Annotated in this window: 16 protein-coding genes and 2 riboswitches; of the genes, 11 read left to right on the forward strand and 5 right to left on the reverse strand. The window is 51.8% G+C overall.

Features of this window, described 5'->3' with window-relative positions; all coding sequences use genetic code 11:
* Positions 1–28: 28 nt before the first annotated feature.
* Positions 29–1,153, reverse strand: coding sequence for a glycosyltransferase family 4 protein (locus tag ACFQ03_RS14265; protein WP_379288932.1), 1,125 nt, complete (start codon positions 1,151–1,153; stop codon positions 29–31).
* A gap of 249 nt (positions 1,154–1,402) precedes the next feature.
* Between ACFQ03_RS14265 and ACFQ03_RS14270 the strand changes: the two genes are divergently transcribed.
* Positions 1,403–2,518 (forward strand): SAM-dependent methyltransferase, encoded by a 1,116-nt coding sequence (locus tag ACFQ03_RS14270; RefSeq protein ID WP_379288934.1) that lies wholly within the window; start codon positions 1,403–1,405, stop codon positions 2,516–2,518.
* Between the two features lie 17 nt (positions 2,519–2,535).
* The gene (locus tag ACFQ03_RS14275) at positions 2,536–3,303 is read left to right on the forward strand and encodes an FkbM family methyltransferase (protein ID WP_379288936.1); all 768 of its coding nucleotides are present in this window, start codon (positions 2,536–2,538) and stop codon (positions 3,301–3,303) included.
* Positions 3,304–3,509: 206 nt separating this feature from the next.
* Here ACFQ03_RS14275 and ACFQ03_RS14280 read toward each other — a convergent pair whose 3' ends face one another.
* Positions 3,510–4,292, reverse strand: a complete 783-nt coding sequence (locus ACFQ03_RS14280) for an SAM-dependent methyltransferase (protein ID WP_379288938.1) — start codon at positions 4,290–4,292, stop codon at positions 3,510–3,512.
* A gap of 157 nt (positions 4,293–4,449) precedes the next feature.
* Positions 4,450–4,618, forward strand: a riboswitch (cyclic di-AMP (ydaO/yuaA leader).
* Between the two features lie 2 nt (positions 4,619–4,620).
* On the opposite strand from ACFQ03_RS14280, the gene ACFQ03_RS14285 reads away from it, so the two are divergent.
* On the forward strand, positions 4,621–5,424 hold the full coding sequence (locus ACFQ03_RS14285) for a LysM peptidoglycan-binding domain-containing protein (RefSeq protein WP_144933754.1): 804 nt from the start codon (positions 4,621–4,623) through the stop codon (positions 5,422–5,424).
* Between the two features lie 151 nt (positions 5,425–5,575).
* On the forward strand, positions 5,576–6,985 hold the full coding sequence (locus tag ACFQ03_RS14290) for a hypothetical protein (RefSeq protein ID WP_379288941.1): 1,410 nt from the start codon (positions 5,576–5,578) through the stop codon (positions 6,983–6,985).
* A gap of 266 nt (positions 6,986–7,251) precedes the next feature.
* Here the strand turns inward: ACFQ03_RS14290 and melA are convergent, their stop codons facing one another.
* Positions 7,252–8,550: an alpha-glucosidase/alpha-galactosidase gene (gene melA, locus ACFQ03_RS14295; RefSeq protein ID WP_144933756.1), complete on the reverse strand. Its 1,299-nt coding sequence runs from the start codon at positions 8,548–8,550 to the stop codon at positions 7,252–7,254.
* Between the two features lie 427 nt (positions 8,551–8,977).
* Here melA and ACFQ03_RS14300 point away from each other — a divergent pair, with 427 nt between their 5' ends.
* On the forward strand, positions 8,978–9,838 hold the full coding sequence (locus tag ACFQ03_RS14300) for an AraC family transcriptional regulator (RefSeq protein ID WP_379288943.1): 861 nt from the start codon (positions 8,978–8,980) through the stop codon (positions 9,836–9,838).
* Between the two features lie 188 nt (positions 9,839–10,026).
* The gene (locus ACFQ03_RS14305) at positions 10,027–11,103 is read left to right on the forward strand and encodes a Gfo/Idh/MocA family protein (protein ID WP_379288945.1); all 1,077 of its coding nucleotides are present in this window, start codon (positions 10,027–10,029) and stop codon (positions 11,101–11,103) included.
* A gap of 98 nt (positions 11,104–11,201) precedes the next feature.
* Here the strand turns inward: ACFQ03_RS14305 and ACFQ03_RS14310 are convergent, their stop codons facing one another.
* Positions 11,202–11,417 (reverse strand): hypothetical protein, encoded by a 216-nt coding sequence (locus ACFQ03_RS14310; RefSeq protein WP_144933759.1) that lies wholly within the window; start codon positions 11,415–11,417, stop codon positions 11,202–11,204.
* A gap of 217 nt (positions 11,418–11,634) precedes the next feature.
* Between ACFQ03_RS14310 and ACFQ03_RS14315 the strand changes: the two genes are divergently transcribed.
* A complete protein-coding gene (locus ACFQ03_RS14315) occupies positions 11,635–12,186 on the forward strand; it encodes a QcrA and Rieske domain-containing protein (protein WP_379288947.1) in 552 nt (183 codons plus the stop codon).
* Positions 12,187–12,362: 176 nt separating this feature from the next.
* Here ACFQ03_RS14315 and gcvH read toward each other — a convergent pair whose 3' ends face one another.
* Complete coding sequence (gene gcvH / locus ACFQ03_RS14320) at positions 12,363–12,755, reverse strand: glycine cleavage system protein GcvH (protein WP_144933761.1); 393 nt, start codon at positions 12,753–12,755, stop codon at positions 12,363–12,365.
* Between the two features lie 215 nt (positions 12,756–12,970).
* Positions 12,971–13,073: riboswitch (glycine riboswitch) on the forward strand.
* A 262-nt stretch (positions 13,074–13,335) separates the two neighbouring features.
* Between gcvH and gcvT the strand changes: the two genes are divergently transcribed.
* From gcvT to ACFQ03_RS14340, 4 genes are all read left to right on the forward strand, one after another.
* Entirely contained in the window at positions 13,336–14,427 is a 1,092-nt protein-coding gene (gene gcvT / locus ACFQ03_RS14325; RefSeq protein ID WP_379288949.1) for a glycine cleavage system aminomethyltransferase GcvT, read from the forward strand.
* Positions 14,428–15,049: 622 nt separating this feature from the next.
* Positions 15,050–16,402, forward strand: coding sequence for an aminomethyl-transferring glycine dehydrogenase subunit GcvPA (gene gcvPA / locus ACFQ03_RS14330; protein ID WP_379288951.1), 1,353 nt, complete (start codon positions 15,050–15,052; stop codon positions 16,400–16,402).
* Positions 16,399–17,874 (forward strand): aminomethyl-transferring glycine dehydrogenase subunit GcvPB, encoded by a 1,476-nt coding sequence (gene gcvPB, locus ACFQ03_RS14335; RefSeq protein WP_379288953.1) that lies wholly within the window; start codon positions 16,399–16,401, stop codon positions 17,872–17,874. Before gcvPA ends, gcvPB begins: the two co-directional genes overlap by 4 nt.
* 648 nt (positions 17,875–18,522) lie before the next feature.
* Positions 18,523–19,527, forward strand: coding sequence for a 2-oxoacid:acceptor oxidoreductase family protein (locus tag ACFQ03_RS14340; RefSeq protein ID WP_379288955.1), 1,005 nt, complete (start codon positions 18,523–18,525; stop codon positions 19,525–19,527).
* Positions 19,528–19,672 lie beyond the last annotated feature (145 nt).

Genomic DNA, 19,672 nt, shown 5'->3' on the forward strand with positions numbered 1-19,672 from the left:
ATGTTCACCTCTTCTAAAGATATCGACATTAACTGAACAGTCTGGAAATGATCATCCCGATGGACGCGGGAGAAAAGTTAAGGTGAATATCCGAAGCCGCTTTTCTCGCCAACGCCTCCCGTCTGCTTTTGTTCTCGTAGGCTTCCCGCATCGTTTTGCGCACGTTCGCTATGCTAACGTCCGCCCAGCGATGGTTAAGGTAATAATCGGGCCGCTCCCGCTGCAATTTCTCGTCGACGGGAACGAGATTTTTCTCCGTCTCGATCAGGAAGCTGTTCGATTCGTTCATAAATTCGGTTGCCCCTCCCCAATTTATGGAGATGACGGGTTTCCCCAGGCTCATCATTTCCATCGCCGGCATTCCCCAGCCGCTGGCCCGGTCCATTGAAATATAGACATCCGAGCTTTGATAGAGATTGATTAAATTCTCTTCCGAGAAAGGCGTCGTAATTAGCACGATCTGATTCTTGTAACGGCCCGGCGGAATCAGGGACAGTATTTCTTTAGCCGCAAACCCTCTTTTGTACCCGCTGTGCAGATATACCTTCAAGATCAGGCTTACATCCTCGGCGGGAGAGAATTCTTCACAGAAAGCTTGTATAAGCATTTGATACCCTTTGCGGTAATCGAAGCCGAATACGTACAAAAACACGAATGACCGGATCGGCGGGGAGAAAATTAATTGCTGATACGGTTTCCCTGGATAATATTTCGTTACATCAATAGGGTACGGGACGATTTTGAGCTTCGAGGGGTTGACCCCGCTGCGGGAGAAAGTTTCGTAATTAAAGCGGGAGGGGACCCAGATTTCGTCCATTAAGTTGGCCTCCGCCGCCCAGCCGCTCGGCAGCCGGTCCGTTTCGAACAATGTAACGCCAATCTGGCGGGCTACGTTCGGTACATGAAAATGCTCCCGAAACAGGGGAGGTAATCCGTGGCGGATGAAGACGACTCTGTCTCCAATCTTGGGAGTGGATAACCGCTGCAGCCATTGTTTCGTCTGTTCGCCGATTTCCGCGTGATCCGGCCCTATAGGATGGATTTGCACGGGGATATTCATCGTTTCCAACGTTTTTATGAAATTTCGGGATACGTTGCCGTATCCTCCCATGTCCAGGACGGGCCCCATCCAATACACCCCGGTATACTTCATCGAAGGCTTCCCCCTTTAATCGGCCGATAAAACTGCGGATTAGTAACCAGTATATGGCGCTACGGAAGGGGGGAATTAGGTGTTTGAATCAAAAACAAGGAAAATTGGGTAGATGCTCTTACCATCGATCGGGGATGTCTTCATTCGTCCATACCCCGATTTTCCTCTCCGCATATATTAGATCACACGCTTGCTTGCCGCTCTCTCTTTGAGTTCAGTTCTTCAGTAGAAACCAAAGGATGGATGAATATGGGAATTTTCGGGCATCAGATGGGAGCTCATTTTCTCTATAATAACAAGATGCTACCATACAACAGAATTCCTAAGAACAACTGGTCCGAAAGAACGGTTGAAATTCCGATCGTGATTGATTTTTTGCAGGAGCATGGGCAAGAAGGCTCTATTCTCGAGGTAGGAAACGTGCTCTCCCATTATCCGGATCTGATCGAGCATCTTCCCGGTCTGGCCGGCCGGCATATTATCGATAAATTCGAAAAGTGGCCGGGAGTAATCAACATCGATTTAATGGACGTTCAGACTCGATACGATGTCATCGTATGCGCATCGACCGTAGAGCATATCGGGCAGAAGGCGTATGGAGAGTTCCAATCGGGTGACCGGGAGGCCCCGCTGAAGGCCATTCGCAAAATCTACGATTTGCTGAAGCCCGGAGGCAAGGCGATCATTACCGTTCCGTTCGGGCGTCTAACGGACGTAGGGTGGCTTATTCAATTCAATTCGGAGTATCTCCGGCTCCTGACCGCTAAATATGATATTCCGGATACCGCCGTCTCCTTTTCCTTCATGAGGAAACTGGACACGGACATAAGCTTCGAAGCTCCGAGCCAATTATGGGTTCAATGTGAAGAGCGGGATTTGGCGGACTGCCGGTTCAACCATCCGTTCTTCCTGGCCAACGGGCTCGCCGTTATCCGTTTGAACAAAACCGACGAGCTTCCTGCGCTTGCCGAACTCCCTCCTGCCGAACTGCGCTATGAGACTCCACCGGGGATCGGCAACCTGTATTATTCTTCATTTATTCTGCCTAGGCCTTCCGATAAGGACGGTTGGATCCGAAGCAATCAGCCCGGATTCATTTTCTTTGGCCCGTATATCAAATTGCCCGTCCAGGTATACCGCTTCGAAGTGCGGATAGAAATAGTCGGCGCAGGCCACTTTACGTTGGATATCACGTCCAATGCCGCTAATAAATTGTTGTGGCAAAAACACTTGTTCCTAACGTCTCAGCTGCAGGAAGTCATCTATTTGCATGAGGATGAAAAAGATGTCGAAGTGCGTTTATATAAGCACGATATGAACGCTTGCGCGGTGCGTGTGCCGTCGATTTACTTGGCACCGTTATAGCGGAAGGGGAGATTGATTTGACCAGACCTCATTATTACTTGGGTGACCACACCGTATTAACAAATATAAATCACGGCCCTTATATGTTTCTGGATACACGGGACCCGGTTAACTTAGCCATTCTATTAACGGGCGATTGGGAGAAATGGATTACAGACATTATGTTGACGATCGTCAAACCTGGAATGACCGTGCTCGATATCGGGGCGCATACCGGCTTTTTCTCTATTTTATCAGGGCATTTGGTAGGGCCTACCGGCCAGGTGCATGCGTTCGAGCCGAACCCTTTTCACCATAGAAATCTGTTAAAAAGCATTTCCTTCAACGGGATGTACGGGCGTGTCCATCTGCACCGGGTCGCGCTGTCCAATCAAAGAGGGGAAACCGAATTTCAGACGATAGGGGATGGCGGGACAAGCATCCAATTTTTAGGAATCGAAGCTATCAACGAGCCGACAATGTTCAAAGTCAAGCAAGGATTGCTCACCGACTTCCTTCCCAGCCTTAAAGCGGACGTGATTAAAATCGATGTAGACGGGGCGGAGCCGTTGATTATGGATAGCGTGTTTGAAGTGATCGACCACAATCCTTCCATCATCATTCTTATGGAGTATTTGCCGGTTATATGGCGCGGGGGAGAACCGGGGCCCGTTCTGCAGAAATTTGTCCAGCGCGGCTTCCAGTTCCATATTTTGCGCCATGATGGCCGGGTGGAGCCTACCAATGCGGCGGTATTGGAGGCTCATAGAGACCTTTATCACTTGGATTTGCTGATTGTCCGCTGAAGCTGCGCCTGTATCCAGGAGCAGTGACCACATTTTAAGAGATGGGAACGGAGCAAGCGGCAAGCAAGTGTCATCGTTTTACTTATCAGCTCCCTGCAGTGCACACTTGCATAGCTGGGCCCAAACCATAAATTAAGCCGAAACTAATAAAAATCGTAAGAAGGTATCCTTCTTACGATTTTTTGCGCTTATGGACAGAAGAACGGTCATTTCGCTTTCTCAATGATAAGCCCTATCGAGGTAGTGACATATTGCGCCAACAGCAGTCTTAAGTGCGGATTTGAATGGGGGGGAACATCAATATGGCGGTCTATCGGGCCGGTGCCTACCGAATAATCGACTTCTATGGAATGTCCTTGTGCGCGCAGCGTATGGACCATCCATTCGATGTCCTTAAGGCGGAAGAGGACCGTAGGGCCTTCTTCCAGCGTCTGGTCGTTGGAGGAAAGGTTGAATTCGGTCGTATGAATGGCAACTCCCCCGGGCTTCAGGCAGTTCATTTGGTTCAAGATAAACTGCTTGCCCAGCGCAATCGATCCACAGTGCTCGAAGGAGCAGGAGGACCAGGTAAAATCGAATTGGTTAAATAAATGCGGAGGAATCGCATTCATATTGACCACTTCAAAGGTAACCCGCTGACGAAATAATTCAGGATCGCATAACCCTCTTTCATTCAAATCCTGAATACCTGCGGCATGCATGTTGGATTGCGCCCAGCCCTGTACGGAGGCGGAGGGAGCATCCAGATCGGTGGCCGTGATATAGCAGCCTCTGGAAGCAAATAAGGAGGCGAGCGGCTCTTTGCCGACACCAAATCCCAATCCTCTTCTGCCGGGGCCTAGCATTCCCCGTTCCAACAACCCTTGATAGATATAACAGTATTCCCACAGCTTTCGATGATACTGCAGAGGCTCCTTCAAGGCGAGGCAAGCTTCCTGTAGCCAGACGGACTCGAAGTCCTGTTGTTTGCACACCTGTGAAATCAACATTGAACGGATCGCTCCTTCTGCGAAGAGGATTTGAAAATAGTCCAAATGCAGTGATGTTTCTATGGTATGCGTATCTTCGGAAGGAAGGCACGGCACAGGGCCAGAGCAGCAGAGTCTTTCCATATTTTACTCGTTTAACCGGCTACTAAAATATGCTAGACTTTAACCGCCGAAACTTCAATAAATTTTCTTGAAGTGCGGGGGACGGTATGTGCCGACAATTGGGCTTGCTCGGCACTTGGGGTGAGTCGCTTATATTAGCGTAGGGATACTTCCTTTTCTCCCGAATCCGACAACTAACTCCGCAGGCAGCGAAAAGGAGCTCAGTATGAAACGATTGGTTAAAACAACAGTAATAGCGTTTACATTAAGTGTGTCTTTGGCCAGTTTGTCTTCTCCGGCTTTCGCCGCATCCTATCAGGTTCAGGATAATGATAGTTTATGGACAATCTCCGAGAAGAATCAGTTATCCTTGGAGGCCGTTATCAATGCCAACATGGGAGTGGATATGTATAACCTGCAAAGCGGCCAGACGATTACGCTTCCAGTATCTACGGAGCATTCTTATGCCGTGCAGAAGGGGGATTCCTTCTGGACAATAGCGCAGAAATTAAATATTCCTCTAGACTTGTTAATGGCGGCCAATTCTCAATATGATCCCTATAATTTATATCCGGGGCTTGTGCTGGAATTGCCGGAAGGCTACACGAATTCGAACCACTCGGTAGCTGCCTTAAGTGCGAGTCCGGAGTCTGCTCCGGCGCCTGCGAGCAATGCGCAAACGATAACGACGCCGACGGGCGAAACCTATACTTACAGCAAAGTTATACAGGCTTCCGCTACCGCTTATTCCGCCTCGCATGAAGAGAACGGATGGGGGCCTGTCGATTACTACGGCAATCCTCTGAAACTGGGAACGATAGCCGTAGATCCGGCAGTCATTCCTATGAATTCTACCGTTTATATTACCGGTTATAACAGTCAGGGGCTTCCTGTCGGAGGAATGATCGGCAAGGCAACCGACCAGGGCGGAGCGATTAAGGGCGACCGGATTGACATCTTTATGCCGGGCAGCCGTTCAACTGCAAGCCAATTCGGCATTCAGAACGTAACCGTTTATGTATTGAACTAAAGATACGGCATCCTAATGATTTGCATAAACGATCAGTCTCGTAATAGGCGAGGCTGATTTTTTTTCAATGAACATGGGCGGGATCAAACCAACCTGCGGGCTCAAGCATACTTTGTAATTATCCGGGTGTAAGCCTGCAGGGAGGTGCAAGATGGGGATAGAGCTGATCGGAATCCATTGGGTGTACGTAGGGTTTGTCGTCATGATTATCGGCTGCATGATCATGAGAAGGGATACATCGCTTGTATGTATAGCCGGAATCTTTCTGCTCGGCTGGTTGGCTACATCGTCCTTAAGCCAATCTGTAAGCGGAATCTTCAACAGCTTTATCTATGCGATCACAGAGCTGTTGAATACGATACTGATTATTTCGATTATCGTGTCCATGGGCCGGGTGTTAACGAGAACGGGAATTAATGAAACGATGGTGTCCCCCTTTATCCGACTGATGAGAAGTCCCGGCCTAGCCTATTGGACAGTCGGATTGGTCATGCTGGTTATTTCCTTCTTCTTCTGGCCGTCTCCCGCCGTGGCGCTCATCGGGGCCGTGCTGCTGCCGGCTGCGGTTCGGGTCGGTCTGCCGCCGCTCGGTGTTGCCATCGCAATGAATTTGTTCGGCCACGGCATAGCCTTATCGGGGGACTTCGTCATTCAGGGGGCTCCCAAGCTGACGGCCGACGCTGCGGGTATACCGGTCTCCGAGGTTGTCCAGGCCAGCATTCCGTTAGTTCTGGTCATGGGAACGGTGACGACTGTAGCTGCCTTCTGGCTGATGCGCCGGGAGATGGCAGCCGGGAAGCTTACTCTCGCTACCGGAGCGGTCCGCAAGGGGGAAGCCAGAGCGGAAGGAGGAGAGGACCCCCTGGCCGCTGCCCTGCCGGACAAAGCCAAAAAAATTATGGCCGTCATCATTCCACTGTTATTTGTTGGCGACTTGGCAGCCATGTATTTCTTCAAGCTGCAGGGAGGGGAGGCAACGGCTCTGGTCGGGGGAACCTCAGTGGTCATTCTGATCACCATCACCCTGCTTGCTCATCGCAACCGGGGACTGGAGAGAACGACACAGTATCTGGTGGAAGGCCTGCAGTTCGGCTTCAGGGTATTCGGGCCCGTCATTCCGATCGCCGCTTTCTTCTATCTGGGGGATTCGGCCTTCTTCAATTTATTCGGCAGTGTTCTGCCTGAGGGGTCTCAAGGCATCGTCAATGATTTGGGGCTCGCTCTCGCCAATACGGTTCCGGTTAACAAGGAGGTGGGCGCCGTTACCCTTACGACCGTCGGCGCCATTACCGGATTGGATGGCTCCGGATTTTCGGGAATCTCGTTGGCCGGCTCCATCGCCCAATTATTCGGTACGGCCATCGGCTCCGGGATCGCTACATTGACTGCGCTGGGTCAAATTGCCGGAATTTGGGTCGGAGGAGGAACCTTGATTCCCTGGGCATTGATTCCCGCCGCGGCGATCTGCGGGGTAGATCCTTTCGAGATGGTTCGCCGCAATGTACGGCCGGTTGTGATCGGCTTGGTCGTGACGACCATTGTCGCTATGTTCCTGATCTAAATTTTCCCGAATGCACAAAGAGGGCACTCCTTATGTCTAGACGTGAACGGCTAACGCTGCACGCCCGGTTCACACCTTGTTCATCGTGCTGTAGCCGACTTTTCACATGAAGCTTGCCGAGCCGATCGTTCCAAGCAGCCTCTGGCGCAAAGCATGCCAAGACTAACGCAAATCCAAACCGGGCGCAACGTATCCGTTCGCCCGGTTTTTAAGGAAGTGCCTTCTATAGATCGGCCCCGTTCTGATGATTCGTTGCCGAACAATGATTAATTATATTTAGGCAGCCAGTCGCCATGGGCTTCGATCAAGTCATCGCACAAGGAGACAATATCATCGATGGAGAGCTCTGCCGATGTATGCGGGTCCAGCATGGCGGCGTGATAAATATGCTCTCTCTTGCGGGTGATCGCCGCTTCGATGGTCAATAACTGGGTGTTTATGTTCGTCCGGTTCAGTGCGGCTAGCTGCGGAGGCAAATCTCCTACATAGGTCGGCGTGACGCCGCTTGCGTCTACGAGGCAAGGAACCTCAACGCAGGCCTCCTTGGGAAGATTGGTGATCAGTCCGGTGTTCATCACGTTCCCACCGATTTTGAACGGGCGGTTCGTCTCCATCGCATCGAAAATATAGGAGGCGTATTCATTGGAGCGTTTATGCTCAAGGCTGCGGTTGTTCACCAGTTCATCGCGCATGGTCTGCCATCTTTCGATTTGCCGGATGCAGCGCCGCGGATATTCGTCCAACGGAATATTATAACGGTCGATTAATTCGGGATAGTTCTTCTTGATGAAATACGGGTGGTACTCCGCATTATGCTCCGATGATTCCGTTACGTAGTAGCCAAAGCGGAACATCAGTTCGAAACGGACCATATCATTATGCTTTTCCTTCTGCTTCTCCTTCGCTCTGCGCTTGATTTCCGGATACAGATCAATCCCGTCTTTCGTACATTCCAGAAGCCAGGCCATGTGGTTGATTCCGGCGATTTTGGTTTGAACTCCTTCCGTATCCATTTCCAGCTGGCGGAACAAATGCGGCATGCAAACCTGGACGCTGTGGCACAGCCCGACCGTACGGACACCGCCGTATGTAATCATCGTGTTGGTCAATACGGCCATCGGATTCGTATAGTTCAGGAACCAGGCGTCCGGGCATACCTCGCGGATGTCCTTGGCAAAATCGAGCATGACGGGAATCGTCCGCAAGTTTCGGAAAATACCGCCGATGCCGATCGTATCCCCGATGGTCTGGCGCAAGCCGTACTTCTTCGGAATTTCAAAGTCCGTGATCGTACAAGGGTCGTATCCTCCGACCTGGATTGCATTCACTACATATTTGGCTCCCCGCAGCGCCTCCTTGCGATCCGAATACGCAACGATTCGGCAACGGCTTCCCGTCGTCTGTTTCAGGTTGTTGAGCATGTTTTCGGAATCCTTTAGCCTGACGGGATCGATGTCAAACAAAGCGAGCTCGAATCCTTGCAGTGATTCGGTCAGCATGCAGTCTCCCAGCACATTTTTGGCAAAGACCGTGCTTCCGGCCCCGAGGAAAGTAATTTTGGACATGGTTAGAAGGCCTCCTTGAGTAAATTGATGTTGTCATCCATCTCCAGGCACTGCCTTTGTACTTGGGGATGGCTAAGCCGTTACTTATGACTATACGGTTCGGGGAGGCGCTTGCATATGGAATCATTTCACTTTCGTATGGAGAAATGTTGTTTTTTGTATGAGATGGAGGGATAAGCTTCCTTATTCTGAATTCATGCCGGGACCTGTGGGCGATCAAACCAATCTAACACCAAAGCTCATCCCCCGAATGATTTGGTCAGGTGATTTTGACCCGGACTCTTGCAATGCGTCTGCAGTTGTTTTACTTTGAATAATATAGCCGTCCAGGCTGTAAGCGGATCGAAAAGGTTCCGGACGGAATATGGATGGACGTGGCCTATCCGCAGGAATGGCCTGATAACATAGAGAAAGGAGCGGGAAGGTGATGGGTAAACCGACTCATACGGTGTCTCTAAATCTTTACCCGGGTAACGGGGAATTGGTCGTCTTGTTTGCCGGCCAGGCGCAAACGCCGCCATCGCATAAAGTGGGGCCGCAGGTGCTGGATTATCATCTGGTTCATTACGTCCTCTCCGGTAAAGGAAGATTCCGCTGCAGGGGTAGAGATTACGAGCTGTCGGAGGGAGGGCATTTTTTCATCTTTCCGGGGGAGCTGTCCAGCTACGAATCGGATGAACAGGACCCTTGGAGGTATATATGGATCGGCTTTAAGGGAACCCGGGCAGATGAGCTGCTTTCGCAATTGTCCATCACCCCTTACCAGCCGACGGTGAGCACGAAGGGAAACCGTAAAATTCCCGTCCTGTTTCATAAGATGGCCCATGTTCTCGGGGAGGGACATCCGTCCTGCGATCTGCAGGTCGGCGCTTTGTTGCGCCTGCTGTTAGCGGAATATGCGAGACAGCTGGATGTGCTGCCTTCCCGTTCCTCCAGCGCGGATCCGGTGCAGCTGCAGGTCGAGCAGGCGATCCGGTGGTTGAATCTGCAGTATTCACAGCCAGTTTCTATCGAACAGATGGCCCATACGCTCGGCTATCACCGCTCTTATTTATCGAAAATATTCAAGCAGCATACCGGAGTGTCTCCGATGCAATTTTTGCTGAAAATCCGTATGGAACGGGCGCGCTTATTACTGCGGGAGCCGCTGACGATCGAACAGGTTGCGTCCAGTGTCGGTTTCCCCGATGCGCTCTATTTTTCCAAGCAGTTCAAGAAATGGTTCGGCAGCTCGCCCACCCGTTACCGGGAGCTTCAGGGAGGATCTGTCTACGACTGCCAATACTAAAGGCCGAAGAGCCGGGAAACCGGACAGAGGGGAAGAAGCAATGCGACTGCTTCGGGATATATTTTTCAGACAAATTAAAGACAAGGGGAAATTGAATTTGCCCCCAGAAAAGGCTTGTCAATCCGTTCTTCCGTTGCTATGGTAGAAGATAGGTAAAAATCCAATCCAGTAAAGGAAGGTTGCACCTAATGAAACGATTAAGAGTGGGGATCATAGGTCAGGGCAGAAGCGGACGCGATATTCATGCTTATATTATTAAAAAGCTTCCGGAACTGTATCAGATCGTCGCCGTATCCGACCCTATGGAAGATCGCAGACAAAGAGCGGAGGCTGAGTTGAACTGCGATGCTTACGCCGACTATCGTGACTTGTTCCAACGGAAGGATCTGGATCTGATCATCAATGCAACGCCGAGCCAGCTTCATGTTCCGGTATCGTTGGAGTGTCTGAACAGCGGTTTCAACGTGCTCTGCGAAAAGCCTCTCGCCAGAAGAGTGGCCGATGTGGACAAGCTGATCGAAGCTTCGAAGGATTCGGGCAAGCTGTTGGCCATATACCAGCAATCCCGTTATTCTCCCGCCTTCGAGAAAATTCGTCAAATTATCGACTCCGGGGTGATTGGCCGGGTCGTTCAAGTAAGCATCTCTTATAATGGTTTTGCCAGAAGATGGGATTGGCAGACGCTTCAGGAGAAGAACGGGGGCAATCTGCTCAATACGGGGCCGCATCCGGTCGACCAGGCTCTTCAGCTGTACGGCAACGATGTCATGCCGAAGGTCACCTGCATGATGGACCGGGCGAACTCTTTCGGAGATGCGGAGGATTATGTCAAGCTGATCCTGCATGGAAACGGAAGACCTACGATCGATGTAGAGATTTCCTCCTGCTGCGTTTATCCGGAAGGAACCTATAACGTTCAAGGGACACTCGGCGGGATTAAAGGGTCGATCCAGCATCTGGATTGGAAGTATTACAAGCCTGAGGAAGCGCCGGAGCAAAGCCTGGTCAGTGAGCCGCTGAGCAATGCCGACGGCACGCCCGCATATTGCGGAGAAGAGCTTAAGTGGTACGAGGAAAGCTGGGATCTGTCCCAGGAGGACGGGGGATTCTTTGACCAGATGGGCAAGAAGTTCTACACGATGCTCTATAATTCGTTAGCCAACGGGCAACCGCTGGAGATTACACCTGAGCAGGTCCGCCAGCAAATTGCCGTCATGGAAGAATGCTTCAGGCAGAATCCCGAGTTCGCCAATCATAGCTTCTGACGCCATTTTATCTATATATGTAAAAAAACCGCTGATGACGCCGTTAGGGTCTGAAGGCGGTTTTTTTTGTGCGGGTTTCGCACGGTCTTGTCTCTCTGCTACTTACGGTTTCTCCAAGGCCGCTCCTCATCCTCCGATGCCGGGAACAGGTTGTCCTCGATATTGTCCAAGATGGCTTCCACAACCTCGCTGATTCCATCGGTGGCCCCCATGTCTTCCTGGTCGGGAGGAGTCGGGATGCCGGCAGTTTCAAAAGCGGTTTGGCCGGTTATTTTTTGCTCGTCTGTCAGATCAGGTTTTCTTTCGTCAGACATAGATTTCAAGCTCCTTTAGTAAAAATTGGCGGAAATCACCTATACCATCCCCGCACAAGCGGACTTCTATACATCCCGCGGGAAGATGAAGGGGCGACTGGATTAAATTTTTATAAAGACAATGCCGCGAATTCTCGGAATGTTCAAAAAACGATTGAGCTTCCGGACAGCCGAACAGGTAAAATAGAATATGGATGACTATTGGGAGGTGACGAACATGGAAAACTCCGGCCAACGGATAAAAATCAGCCGCCGCCGATTTCTGGGGACGGCCGGCAAGCTGGTGCTCGGGATCACCGGTTATGCGGCGCTGTCCGGCACCGTATTCTATCTGGGGGCTAAGAGCAGCAGCGCTGCGCGGAAGCCGAAGCAGGAGATGAAACCGGCCAACCTGGCACTCCTTGGGGAGGAGTCCGATTTTTCCGATATAAAGGATACGGTGAAGGTCGAATACGACGTCGAGATAGAGGATGGGTGGGTTAAACAGAAGCGTCACGGCTTCGTCTATGTCACCCGTTCGGAGGACGGCGAACTTCTCATTATGTCGCCGATTTGCACGCATCTTGGCTGTAATGTGACGACCGCCTCGGATAAAGACAGATTAGAGAAACCGGGGTTGGCTTTCATATGTCCATGCCATGGGGGAGAATATGATAACACAGGACGCCACATTGGAGGACCTCCTCCCCGGCCGATCGATGTCTTCGAACCGATTGTGCGGGAGGGTAAAGTATATGTTGCCGTACTTCATCCCGGGCAGAGAAAATAATTTGCTTGGCGGGATCTCATTCCCGGCAACAAAACAAACCGCCTCGTGAGGCGGTTTTTCTCAAAATATAAGAAAGTATAAGCTTCACCTTATACCTGTTCTTATATTTCGCCTGTCCAACGGACGGTGGCAGCCGTTTATGCTTGTATCGATCGTCAGCGGAAGTTGATACGAATTTATTCCTCGCCGTCGGTAAATTCCCGATATTCGTCGGCATTCATAAGTCCGGCAAGCGAGTCCTCGCTGTTCAGCTCCACTTCAAACATCCAGCCCTTGCCGTAAGGATCGGAGTTAACCAGCTCCGGGGAGTCATCCAGTTCACTGTTTACGGCGATCACTATGCCCGAGACGGGAGAGTAGATGTCCGATACGGTCTTGACCGATTCTACGCTGCCCGTACTGTCCCCGGCATGAATCTCATCTCCTTCGGAAGGCAGCTCCACGAATACGATGTCGCCCAATTGATTCTGGGCGAAGTGGGTGATGCCGATTCTCACCTTGTTTCCGTCGAGCTTCTCGACCCATTCATGTTCTTTGCTGTAGTATAAACCGGATTTGATCTCGCTCATCGAAAATCCCTCGCTTTACGCATATTCGTACAACATCATTATAGTGCGCGGAAACACCAGGCGCACTTCTAACGGATTCGCTACTAGCTTATTATACTTAAAGAACCGGTGTCAAGGACGGCAGAGAGGGTTGACAAAAAAGCAGGATGTGGAATAATAATGGTATAAATCCCCATTCAGGGGCATTTTCGTAAGCGACGACACATATGGGCGAATGAAGGTGCAAGGGAGAGATTACTGCCGGCGGAGCCGGAATCAGTAACGCCGAAGGAGTAAGCCCGCGGGTGAATCTCTCAGGCAAAAGGACCTGCACCGGACGCATCTCTGGAGAGAGCCTGCGCGCAAGTTGCTGCAGGTCACCCAAGGGGAAACCCCAGCTTCATGATCTAGGAGCCCGGGGGTAACTCTCAGGTAAAAGGACAGAGCGGAGGAACGCAGCCGTCGGGTTGTGTTCTTTCCGCTCTGTTTTTTTATGTATGGAAAGAATGCGCTATCTTGGCCAAACAGATTTCATATGATTTGGAATCCGTCTTGAACAAGAGCGCGGCGGGAGCGATCAAGCGATTGGAGGTCAAAGTTTATGCTGAAACGAACACCGCTGCACCCTATTTATGAAAAATACGGGGCACGGGTCATTGATTTCGGAGGCTGGGAGCTTCCCGTGCAATTTGCCGGGATCCAATCAGAGCACCATGCGGTGCGCCGGCAGGCGGGATTATTCGATGTTTCTCATATGGGAGAGGTCCTGGTGACCGGACCGGATGCGTTCCGCTTTCTCCAGCGGATAACGACCAATGATCTGTCGAAGCTGGAGGATGGCCAAGTGCAGTACAGCTTTATGTGCTATCCGGATGGCGGGGTCGTCGATGATTTGATCGTTTACCGGTTTCACGGGGAAGAGTACATGCTGGTGATCAACGCTGCCAATATCGACAAGGATATAGCGTGGATAGATTCACAGCTCTCGGGCGATGTCCGGTGGAAGGATATATCGTCGGAAACCGCGCTGCTCGCTCTGCAGGGGCCGAAGGCCGAGCCCATTTTACAGAAGGTGACGGAGGCCCCCCTTTCCGGGTTAAAGCCTTTTCATTTCCGGAAGGATATTCGCATCGCCGGAATCCAGGCGCTTCTGTCCAGAACCGGGTATACGGGGGAAGACGGCTTCGAGCTGTATGTGCGCAGCAGCGATGCCATTACGCTCTGGGAGGAGCTGTTGAAGGCCGGCGGAGATGACGGCCTCGTTCCGGCCGGCTTGGGAGCCCGGGACACGCTCCGTTTCGAAGCGAGGCTTCCTCTGTACGGCCAGGAGCTGTCCCCGGAGACTACTCCGGTTGAAGCCGGTCTCGGAATGTTCGTTAAACCGGAGAAGGGAGAATTTATCGGACGCGATGTTCTGGCGGAGCAGAAGGCGAACGGTGCCCCGCGCAAGCTCGTCGGCATAGAAATGATAGACCGGGGAATTCCAAGAAGCCACTACCCGGTTTATTGCGGGGATGTCCGGATAGGAGAGGTGACGACCGGCACCCAGTCTCCGACCTTAAAGAAGAATGTCGGCCTGGCATTGATCGACCGGAAGTATGCGTCCATCGGAACAGAGGTTGCCGTTGAAGTGAGAGGGAAACGGCTTCAAGCGGTCATCGTGCCGACGCCGTTTTATAAGAGAAGCAGGTAACTGCCGACGGGCTGCGAAGAGATGACTGTGGAAGTTCACTACCTAGGCTAAGAAGAGATGACTGTGGAAGGTCGCTACTCGGGGTGGGAAGAGATACTGTGGAGGTTCCTTGCTCAGGTTGGGAGAAGAGAATCCTGTGGAGGGTCCTTGCTCAGGCTGAGAAGAGGTAACTGTGGAAGGTCGATGCTCGGGCTGAGAAGAGATAATTGTGGAAGTTCACTACCCAGGCTAAGAAGAGATACTGTGGAAGGTCGCTGCTCAGGTTGGGAGAAAGACGTGCAGAAATGCACGTCTTTTTGGGGGGAAATCCGCGTAAGGCTGATTCTAGAGCAAAAGTGCACGTCTTTTTGGGGGGAAATCCGCGTAAGGCTGATTCTAAAGCGATTGTGCAGGTCTTTTGGCCGATTTTAGGGGAATCGCCTCATTTTGTCCGAAAAGACATGCAGATTTGAGCGTCTTTCGCTCAATTTAGGAAAAAAGGCGAGATTCCAATGCACTTTTGCTCGTCTTTGGGCCATGCGTCCCCTTCTGTAGCAGTATTTTGAATAAATAAAACAAGGCGACAAGAAGCCGAAAAATAGCCCAAGCTTATTCAAATTAATGATAAAAGGAGCTTGAATGGATGATGCACCGTTATTTGCCTTTGACGGAACAGGATCGCCAAGAGATGCTGAGCGAAATCGGAATTGCTTCCGTTGAAGAGCTGTTTGCCGATATTCCCGCCGGTATCCGATACCAGGGGAAGCTGAAGGTTTCCGAAGCGTTAAGCGAACCGCAACTGCTGCGGTACATGCGCGGGCTGGCCGCCAAGAATGCGGATTTCGACCGGTATCCCTGTTTTCTGGGGGCGGGAATTTATGATCACCATATTCCGGTCGTGATTCAGCATGTCATTTCCCGGTCGGAATTTTATACCGCCTATACTCCTTATCAGCCGGAGATCAGCCAGGGCGAGCTGCAGGCGATCTTCGAGTTTCAGTCCTATATTTGCGAGCTGACCGGGATGGCTGTAGCCAATGCATCGATGTATGACGGAGCGACGGCTCTCGCCGAAGCCGGTGCCCTGGCCGTCGGGGCGACCCGGCGCAAGCGTATCGTCGTCTCCAGCACAGTGCATCCCGAAGCCAAGCAAATTCTGAGAACGACAGCCAAGGGCTTGAACGTGGAGGTCGTTGAGGCCGGTTACCGGGATGGGATCACCGATATAGAGCAGTTGGCTTCGCTTATCAATGAGGAGACGGCCGCCGTACTTGTGCAATCGCCCAACTTCTTCGGCTGCGTGGAAGATATTCGGGCGATCGAGCCGCTTATTCATCAAGTGAAAGGGCTGCTGGTCGTAAGCAGCAATCCGCTGGCGCTCGGTCTGCTGGAAGCGCCGGGCCATCTGGGGGCGGATCTGGTAGTGGGAGACGCTCAGCCGCTGGGCATACCTGCTGCACTCGGCGGCCCTACCTGCGGATACTTTGCCGCATCCGCCCAGTGGATGCGGAGGATGCCCGGAAGAATCGTCGGGCAGACCGTAGACCGCCAGGGCCGAAGGGGCTATGTGCTGACACTGCAGGCGCGGGAGCAGCATATCCGCAGGGAAAAAGCGACCAGCAACATTTGTTCGAACCAGGCTCTGCTGGCTCTTTGCGCATCCGTCTATTTATCGACGATGGGCAAGCAGGGCATTCGCGAGGTAGCCCGGCTTAATTTGCAGAAGGCGCACTACGCCGCGCAGACGATCGGTTCCTCCGGCCGGATGAAGCTGGCCTTCTCCGCTCCGTTCTTTAACGAGTTCGTCATCCGGCTGCCGAGGGGCTGTGATGTCCGGCGGATCAATCGGGAACTGCTTGAGGCGGGAATGATCGGCGGCTACGATCTGGGGCGGGATTACCCGGAGCTGGCGGATCATATGCTGGTGGCTGTTACCGAGCAGAGGAGCCGGGAAGAAATCAAAACATTCACATCTGCATTGGAGGGATTGCTATGAGCGGCAGTGGAGAAAAGCATGACAAGGCTACGATTTTCGAGCTGAGCCGACCGGGGCGGATCGGTTATTCCCTGCCTCCGTGCGATGTGCCGGAAGCCGATCCGGCTTCCCTGATTCCGGCCTCTTTGTTAAGGAAGCAGCCGGCAGAGCTGCCGGAGGTCTATGAAGTCGATGTCATCCGGCATTATACGGAATTATCGCGGCGCAATTTCGGGATCGACAACGGATTTTATCCGTTGGGCTCCTGCACCATGAAATATAATCCGAAAATCAACGAGGATGCGGCAAGAATGACGGGATTTGCGAAAATTCATCCTTACCAGCCGGAGGAGTCCATTCAGGGCGCCCTGGAAGTATTATACCGGCTGCAGAAGGATTTGCAGGAAATTACCGGCATGGATCAGGTAACGCTGCAGCCTGCGGCCGGAGCACATGGAGAATGGACCGGGCTGATGATGATCCGCGCCTACCATGAAAGCCGAGGGGAGAAGCGGACCAAGGTGATTGTTCCCGATTCGGCCCATGGGACCAACCCGGCAAGCGCTGCCGTGGCCGGCTTCGAAGCGGTCACCATCCCTTCCGATTCGAGGGGGCTGGTGGACCTGGATGCCCTGCGGAAAGAAGCGGGCCCGGATACGGCAGCGCTGATGCTGACGAATCCGAACACGCTCGGCTTATTCGAGGAGCACATTGCCGAAATAGCCGACATTGTGCATCAGGCTGGAGGGCTGCTTTATTATGACGGCGCTAATGCAAACGCCATTATGGGAATAACCCGACCCGGAGATATGGGGTTTGATGTGGTGCATCTCAACCTCCACAAGACTATGAGCACCCCTCACGGGGGCGGAGGTCCGGGAGCCGGGCCGGTCGGGGTGAAGGAGAAGCTGATCCCGTACCTGCCGACGCCGATCGTAGCCCGCAGAGAAGACGGGGGCTACTTCCTGGATTACAATTTCCCGCATTCCATCGGCAGGGTCAAAAGCTTCTACGGCAACTTCGGCATTTTATTGCGGGCGTATGTCTATATATTGAGCTATGGCGGGGAAGGATTGCGCCAGGTATCGGAAAATGCCGTATTGAATGCCAATTATATGCTGAAGAAGCTTGCTCCCTATTTCGATGTGCCGTACGACCGGAAGTGCAAGCATGAATTTGTACTGTCCGGCAACCGCCAGAAGAAGCATGGAGTGCGTACATTGGATATGGCCAAGAGGCTGCTGGATTTCGGCTATCATCCGCCGACGATTTACTTCCCGCTCAACGTCGAGGAATGCATCATGATCGAGCCGACGGAAACGGAAAGCAAGGAGACGCTGGACGGCTTTATCGAGGCAATGATTCAGATTGCTCAGGAGGCGGAGCACGATCCCGAAAGGGTCAAGAATGCTCCGTATACGACGGTAGTACAGAGGCTGGACGAAGCCTTGGCCTCCCGCAAGCCTGTGCTCAACTGCAGCTGCGCCCCGTAAGAGTTTGCCCGACGAACCAAATTTAAGCTGTAATACACGGCGGCATCTGAAGAGTAATAGTCCATAGGCGTAGACAGGTAATCTGTTTATAGAAGGTAATATTGGAAGAGGGAATATGCGGGAACCATGCAACTGGAACGGCGTTGCTGCCCATATGGTCGGGAGATGGTCCAATAGGATCTATCTCCCCTTAATGGGACTTTAGGATTGATAATCGGCAGCGGCATAAAGCCTGAGAGTACTTCTTTTATGAGCCTGTTCTGGGGCAGTTGGACGCAAAAGTACTTCTTTCTGCTTATTGGAGTGGCGATCGGGGCTATCTAGAGCAAAAATTCCTGTATTTTCGCAATTTATATGACTCAAGGCATGAAGCTTCATAATCACTCGACTTAACTGAACTGCCGCGACCTAATCGGGGAAGAGGGAGGATACATGGTTAGTACTGTTTAATATTAATGACATTAATAATTAATTATGATAATTAAATTCGTAAGCCGCAGCTTAACCGCACATTTTCTCCCAATCGGGCTTGTTTTTTAGATTCCTGTAACAAATAATGGTTGATTAAAGAGAATTAACTGCTAATATAAAAATATAGCAAATATTCGAAATATTTAGATAACCTTGTCCTGCGAAAGGAGCAATGCAATGGTTACTCTGCCAAAAGTGAATGAGCTCGGATTTTTCGAAATCCGGCTGGAATCGATTGGCGGCCTCGGGGCCAACCTGGCTGGCAAAATGCTTGCGGAAGCAGGCGTGATCGGCTCCGGATTGAACGGCGTCAGCTTTTCCTCCTACGGCTCAGAAAAGAAAGGCTCCCCTGTCAAGGCACACATCCGTTTCTGCGATAATTCCACCAATATCCGCGACACCACACCTATCGAACGGCCTCACATCGTCGGCATCTTCCACGAATCCTTGTCCAAAACCATCAATGTCATCAGCGGCATATATGAAGACAGTCCGGTCCTGGTGAATTCAGCTAAAACTCCCGAACAGCTCAAGCAAAAAATGAACTTGAAGGCCGGAACGATTGCGGTTCTCGATGCGATTACAATTGCATTGGAGGAGAAGAACCGGGTCAACATGGCCATGCTCGGCGGCCTGTTCAAGCTCTGCCCTTTCCTGGACCCGGAACAGATGAAGCAGGTGATCCGCAAGTCGCTGGAAAAGAAATACCCGCAAGCGGTTCAACCAGCGCTCCGCACGTTTGAAAGGGGTTTCAACGAAGTGAAATCACAAACCTTCGAGCTGCCTCCGGGTGAGGCGATGCCTTCCTATATTCGTCAGGACACGCCGCTTCTGGGGTACGCCACCCAGCCGCTGGGCGGGACGATCACGAACCCGGGCAACAGTATTTTGAAGGATTTGAGCATTTCGCGGGCGGGAATGATGCCTCACTTTGATCTGGAGAAATGCATTCATTGCGCCGCTTGTGACAATGTTTGCCCGGATTTCTGCTTTGTATGGGAAGAGCAGGAGGACCGGAGGGGACGGCCGCAAATGTTTTTGCAGGGAATCGATTATCAGTATTGCAAAGGCTGCCTGAAATGTGTTCAAGCTTGTCCGACGGAGGCGCTGGCCAGCGCGAGAGAAGAGGAGGGCTATGCGGAACAGAACCGGGTGCCTCATCGTTTTAACCTGGCTTTGTGAGGAAATTGCGTTAAGGAAAGATCAACGAAAAGTTACTAAGTAAGCGATTGGAAGCCCAAGCTTGGCGAGTGATGCGCGTAATGTTCAATGATTCACGGGCTTCTATAGAGACCTGGATCATTCATGGAGAGAAGGGTGGAACAAC

This window comes from Paenibacillus residui (assembly GCF_042677205.1).
Classification (GTDB): domain Bacteria; phylum Bacillota; class Bacilli; order Paenibacillales; family NBRC-103111; genus Paenibacillus_L; species Paenibacillus_L residui.

Excerpts from the sequence above, each read along its gene's own strand:
- ACFQ03_RS14265 (WP_379288932.1), bottom strand. The coding sequence starts at position 1,153 with ATGAAGTATACCGGGGTGTATTGGATGGGGCCCGTCCTGGACATGGGA.
- ACFQ03_RS14270 (WP_379288934.1), top strand. The coding sequence starts at position 1,403 with ATGGGAATTTTCGGGCATCAGATGGGAGCTCATTTTCTCTATAATAAC.
- ACFQ03_RS14280 (WP_379288938.1), bottom strand. The coding sequence starts at position 4,292 with ATGTTGATTTCACAGGTGTGCAAACAACAGGACTTCGAGTCCGTCTGG.
- ACFQ03_RS14285 (WP_144933754.1), top strand. The coding sequence starts at position 4,621 with ATGAAACGATTGGTTAAAACAACAGTAATAGCGTTTACATTAAGTGTG.
- ACFQ03_RS14290 (WP_379288941.1), top strand. The coding sequence starts at position 5,576 with ATGGGGATAGAGCTGATCGGAATCCATTGGGTGTACGTAGGGTTTGTC.
- melA (WP_144933756.1), bottom strand. The coding sequence starts at position 8,550 with ATGTCCAAAATTACTTTCCTCGGGGCCGGAAGCACGGTCTTTGCCAAA.
- ACFQ03_RS14300 (WP_379288943.1), top strand. The coding sequence starts at position 8,978 with ATGGGTAAACCGACTCATACGGTGTCTCTAAATCTTTACCCGGGTAAC.
- ACFQ03_RS14305 (WP_379288945.1), top strand. The coding sequence starts at position 10,027 with ATGAAACGATTAAGAGTGGGGATCATAGGTCAGGGCAGAAGCGGACGC.
- ACFQ03_RS14310 (WP_144933759.1), bottom strand. The coding sequence starts at position 11,417 with ATGTCTGACGAAAGAAAACCTGATCTGACAGACGAGCAAAAAATAACC.
- ACFQ03_RS14315 (WP_379288947.1), top strand. The coding sequence starts at position 11,635 with ATGGAAAACTCCGGCCAACGGATAAAAATCAGCCGCCGCCGATTTCTG.
- gcvH (WP_144933761.1), bottom strand. The coding sequence starts at position 12,755 with ATGAGCGAGATCAAATCCGGTTTATACTACAGCAAAGAACATGAATGG.
- gcvT (WP_379288949.1), top strand. The coding sequence starts at position 13,336 with ATGCTGAAACGAACACCGCTGCACCCTATTTATGAAAAATACGGGGCA.
- gcvPA (WP_379288951.1), top strand. The coding sequence starts at position 15,050 with ATGATGCACCGTTATTTGCCTTTGACGGAACAGGATCGCCAAGAGATG.
- gcvPB (WP_379288953.1), top strand. The coding sequence starts at position 16,399 with ATGAGCGGCAGTGGAGAAAAGCATGACAAGGCTACGATTTTCGAGCTG.
- ACFQ03_RS14340 (WP_379288955.1), top strand. The coding sequence starts at position 18,523 with ATGGTTACTCTGCCAAAAGTGAATGAGCTCGGATTTTTCGAAATCCGG.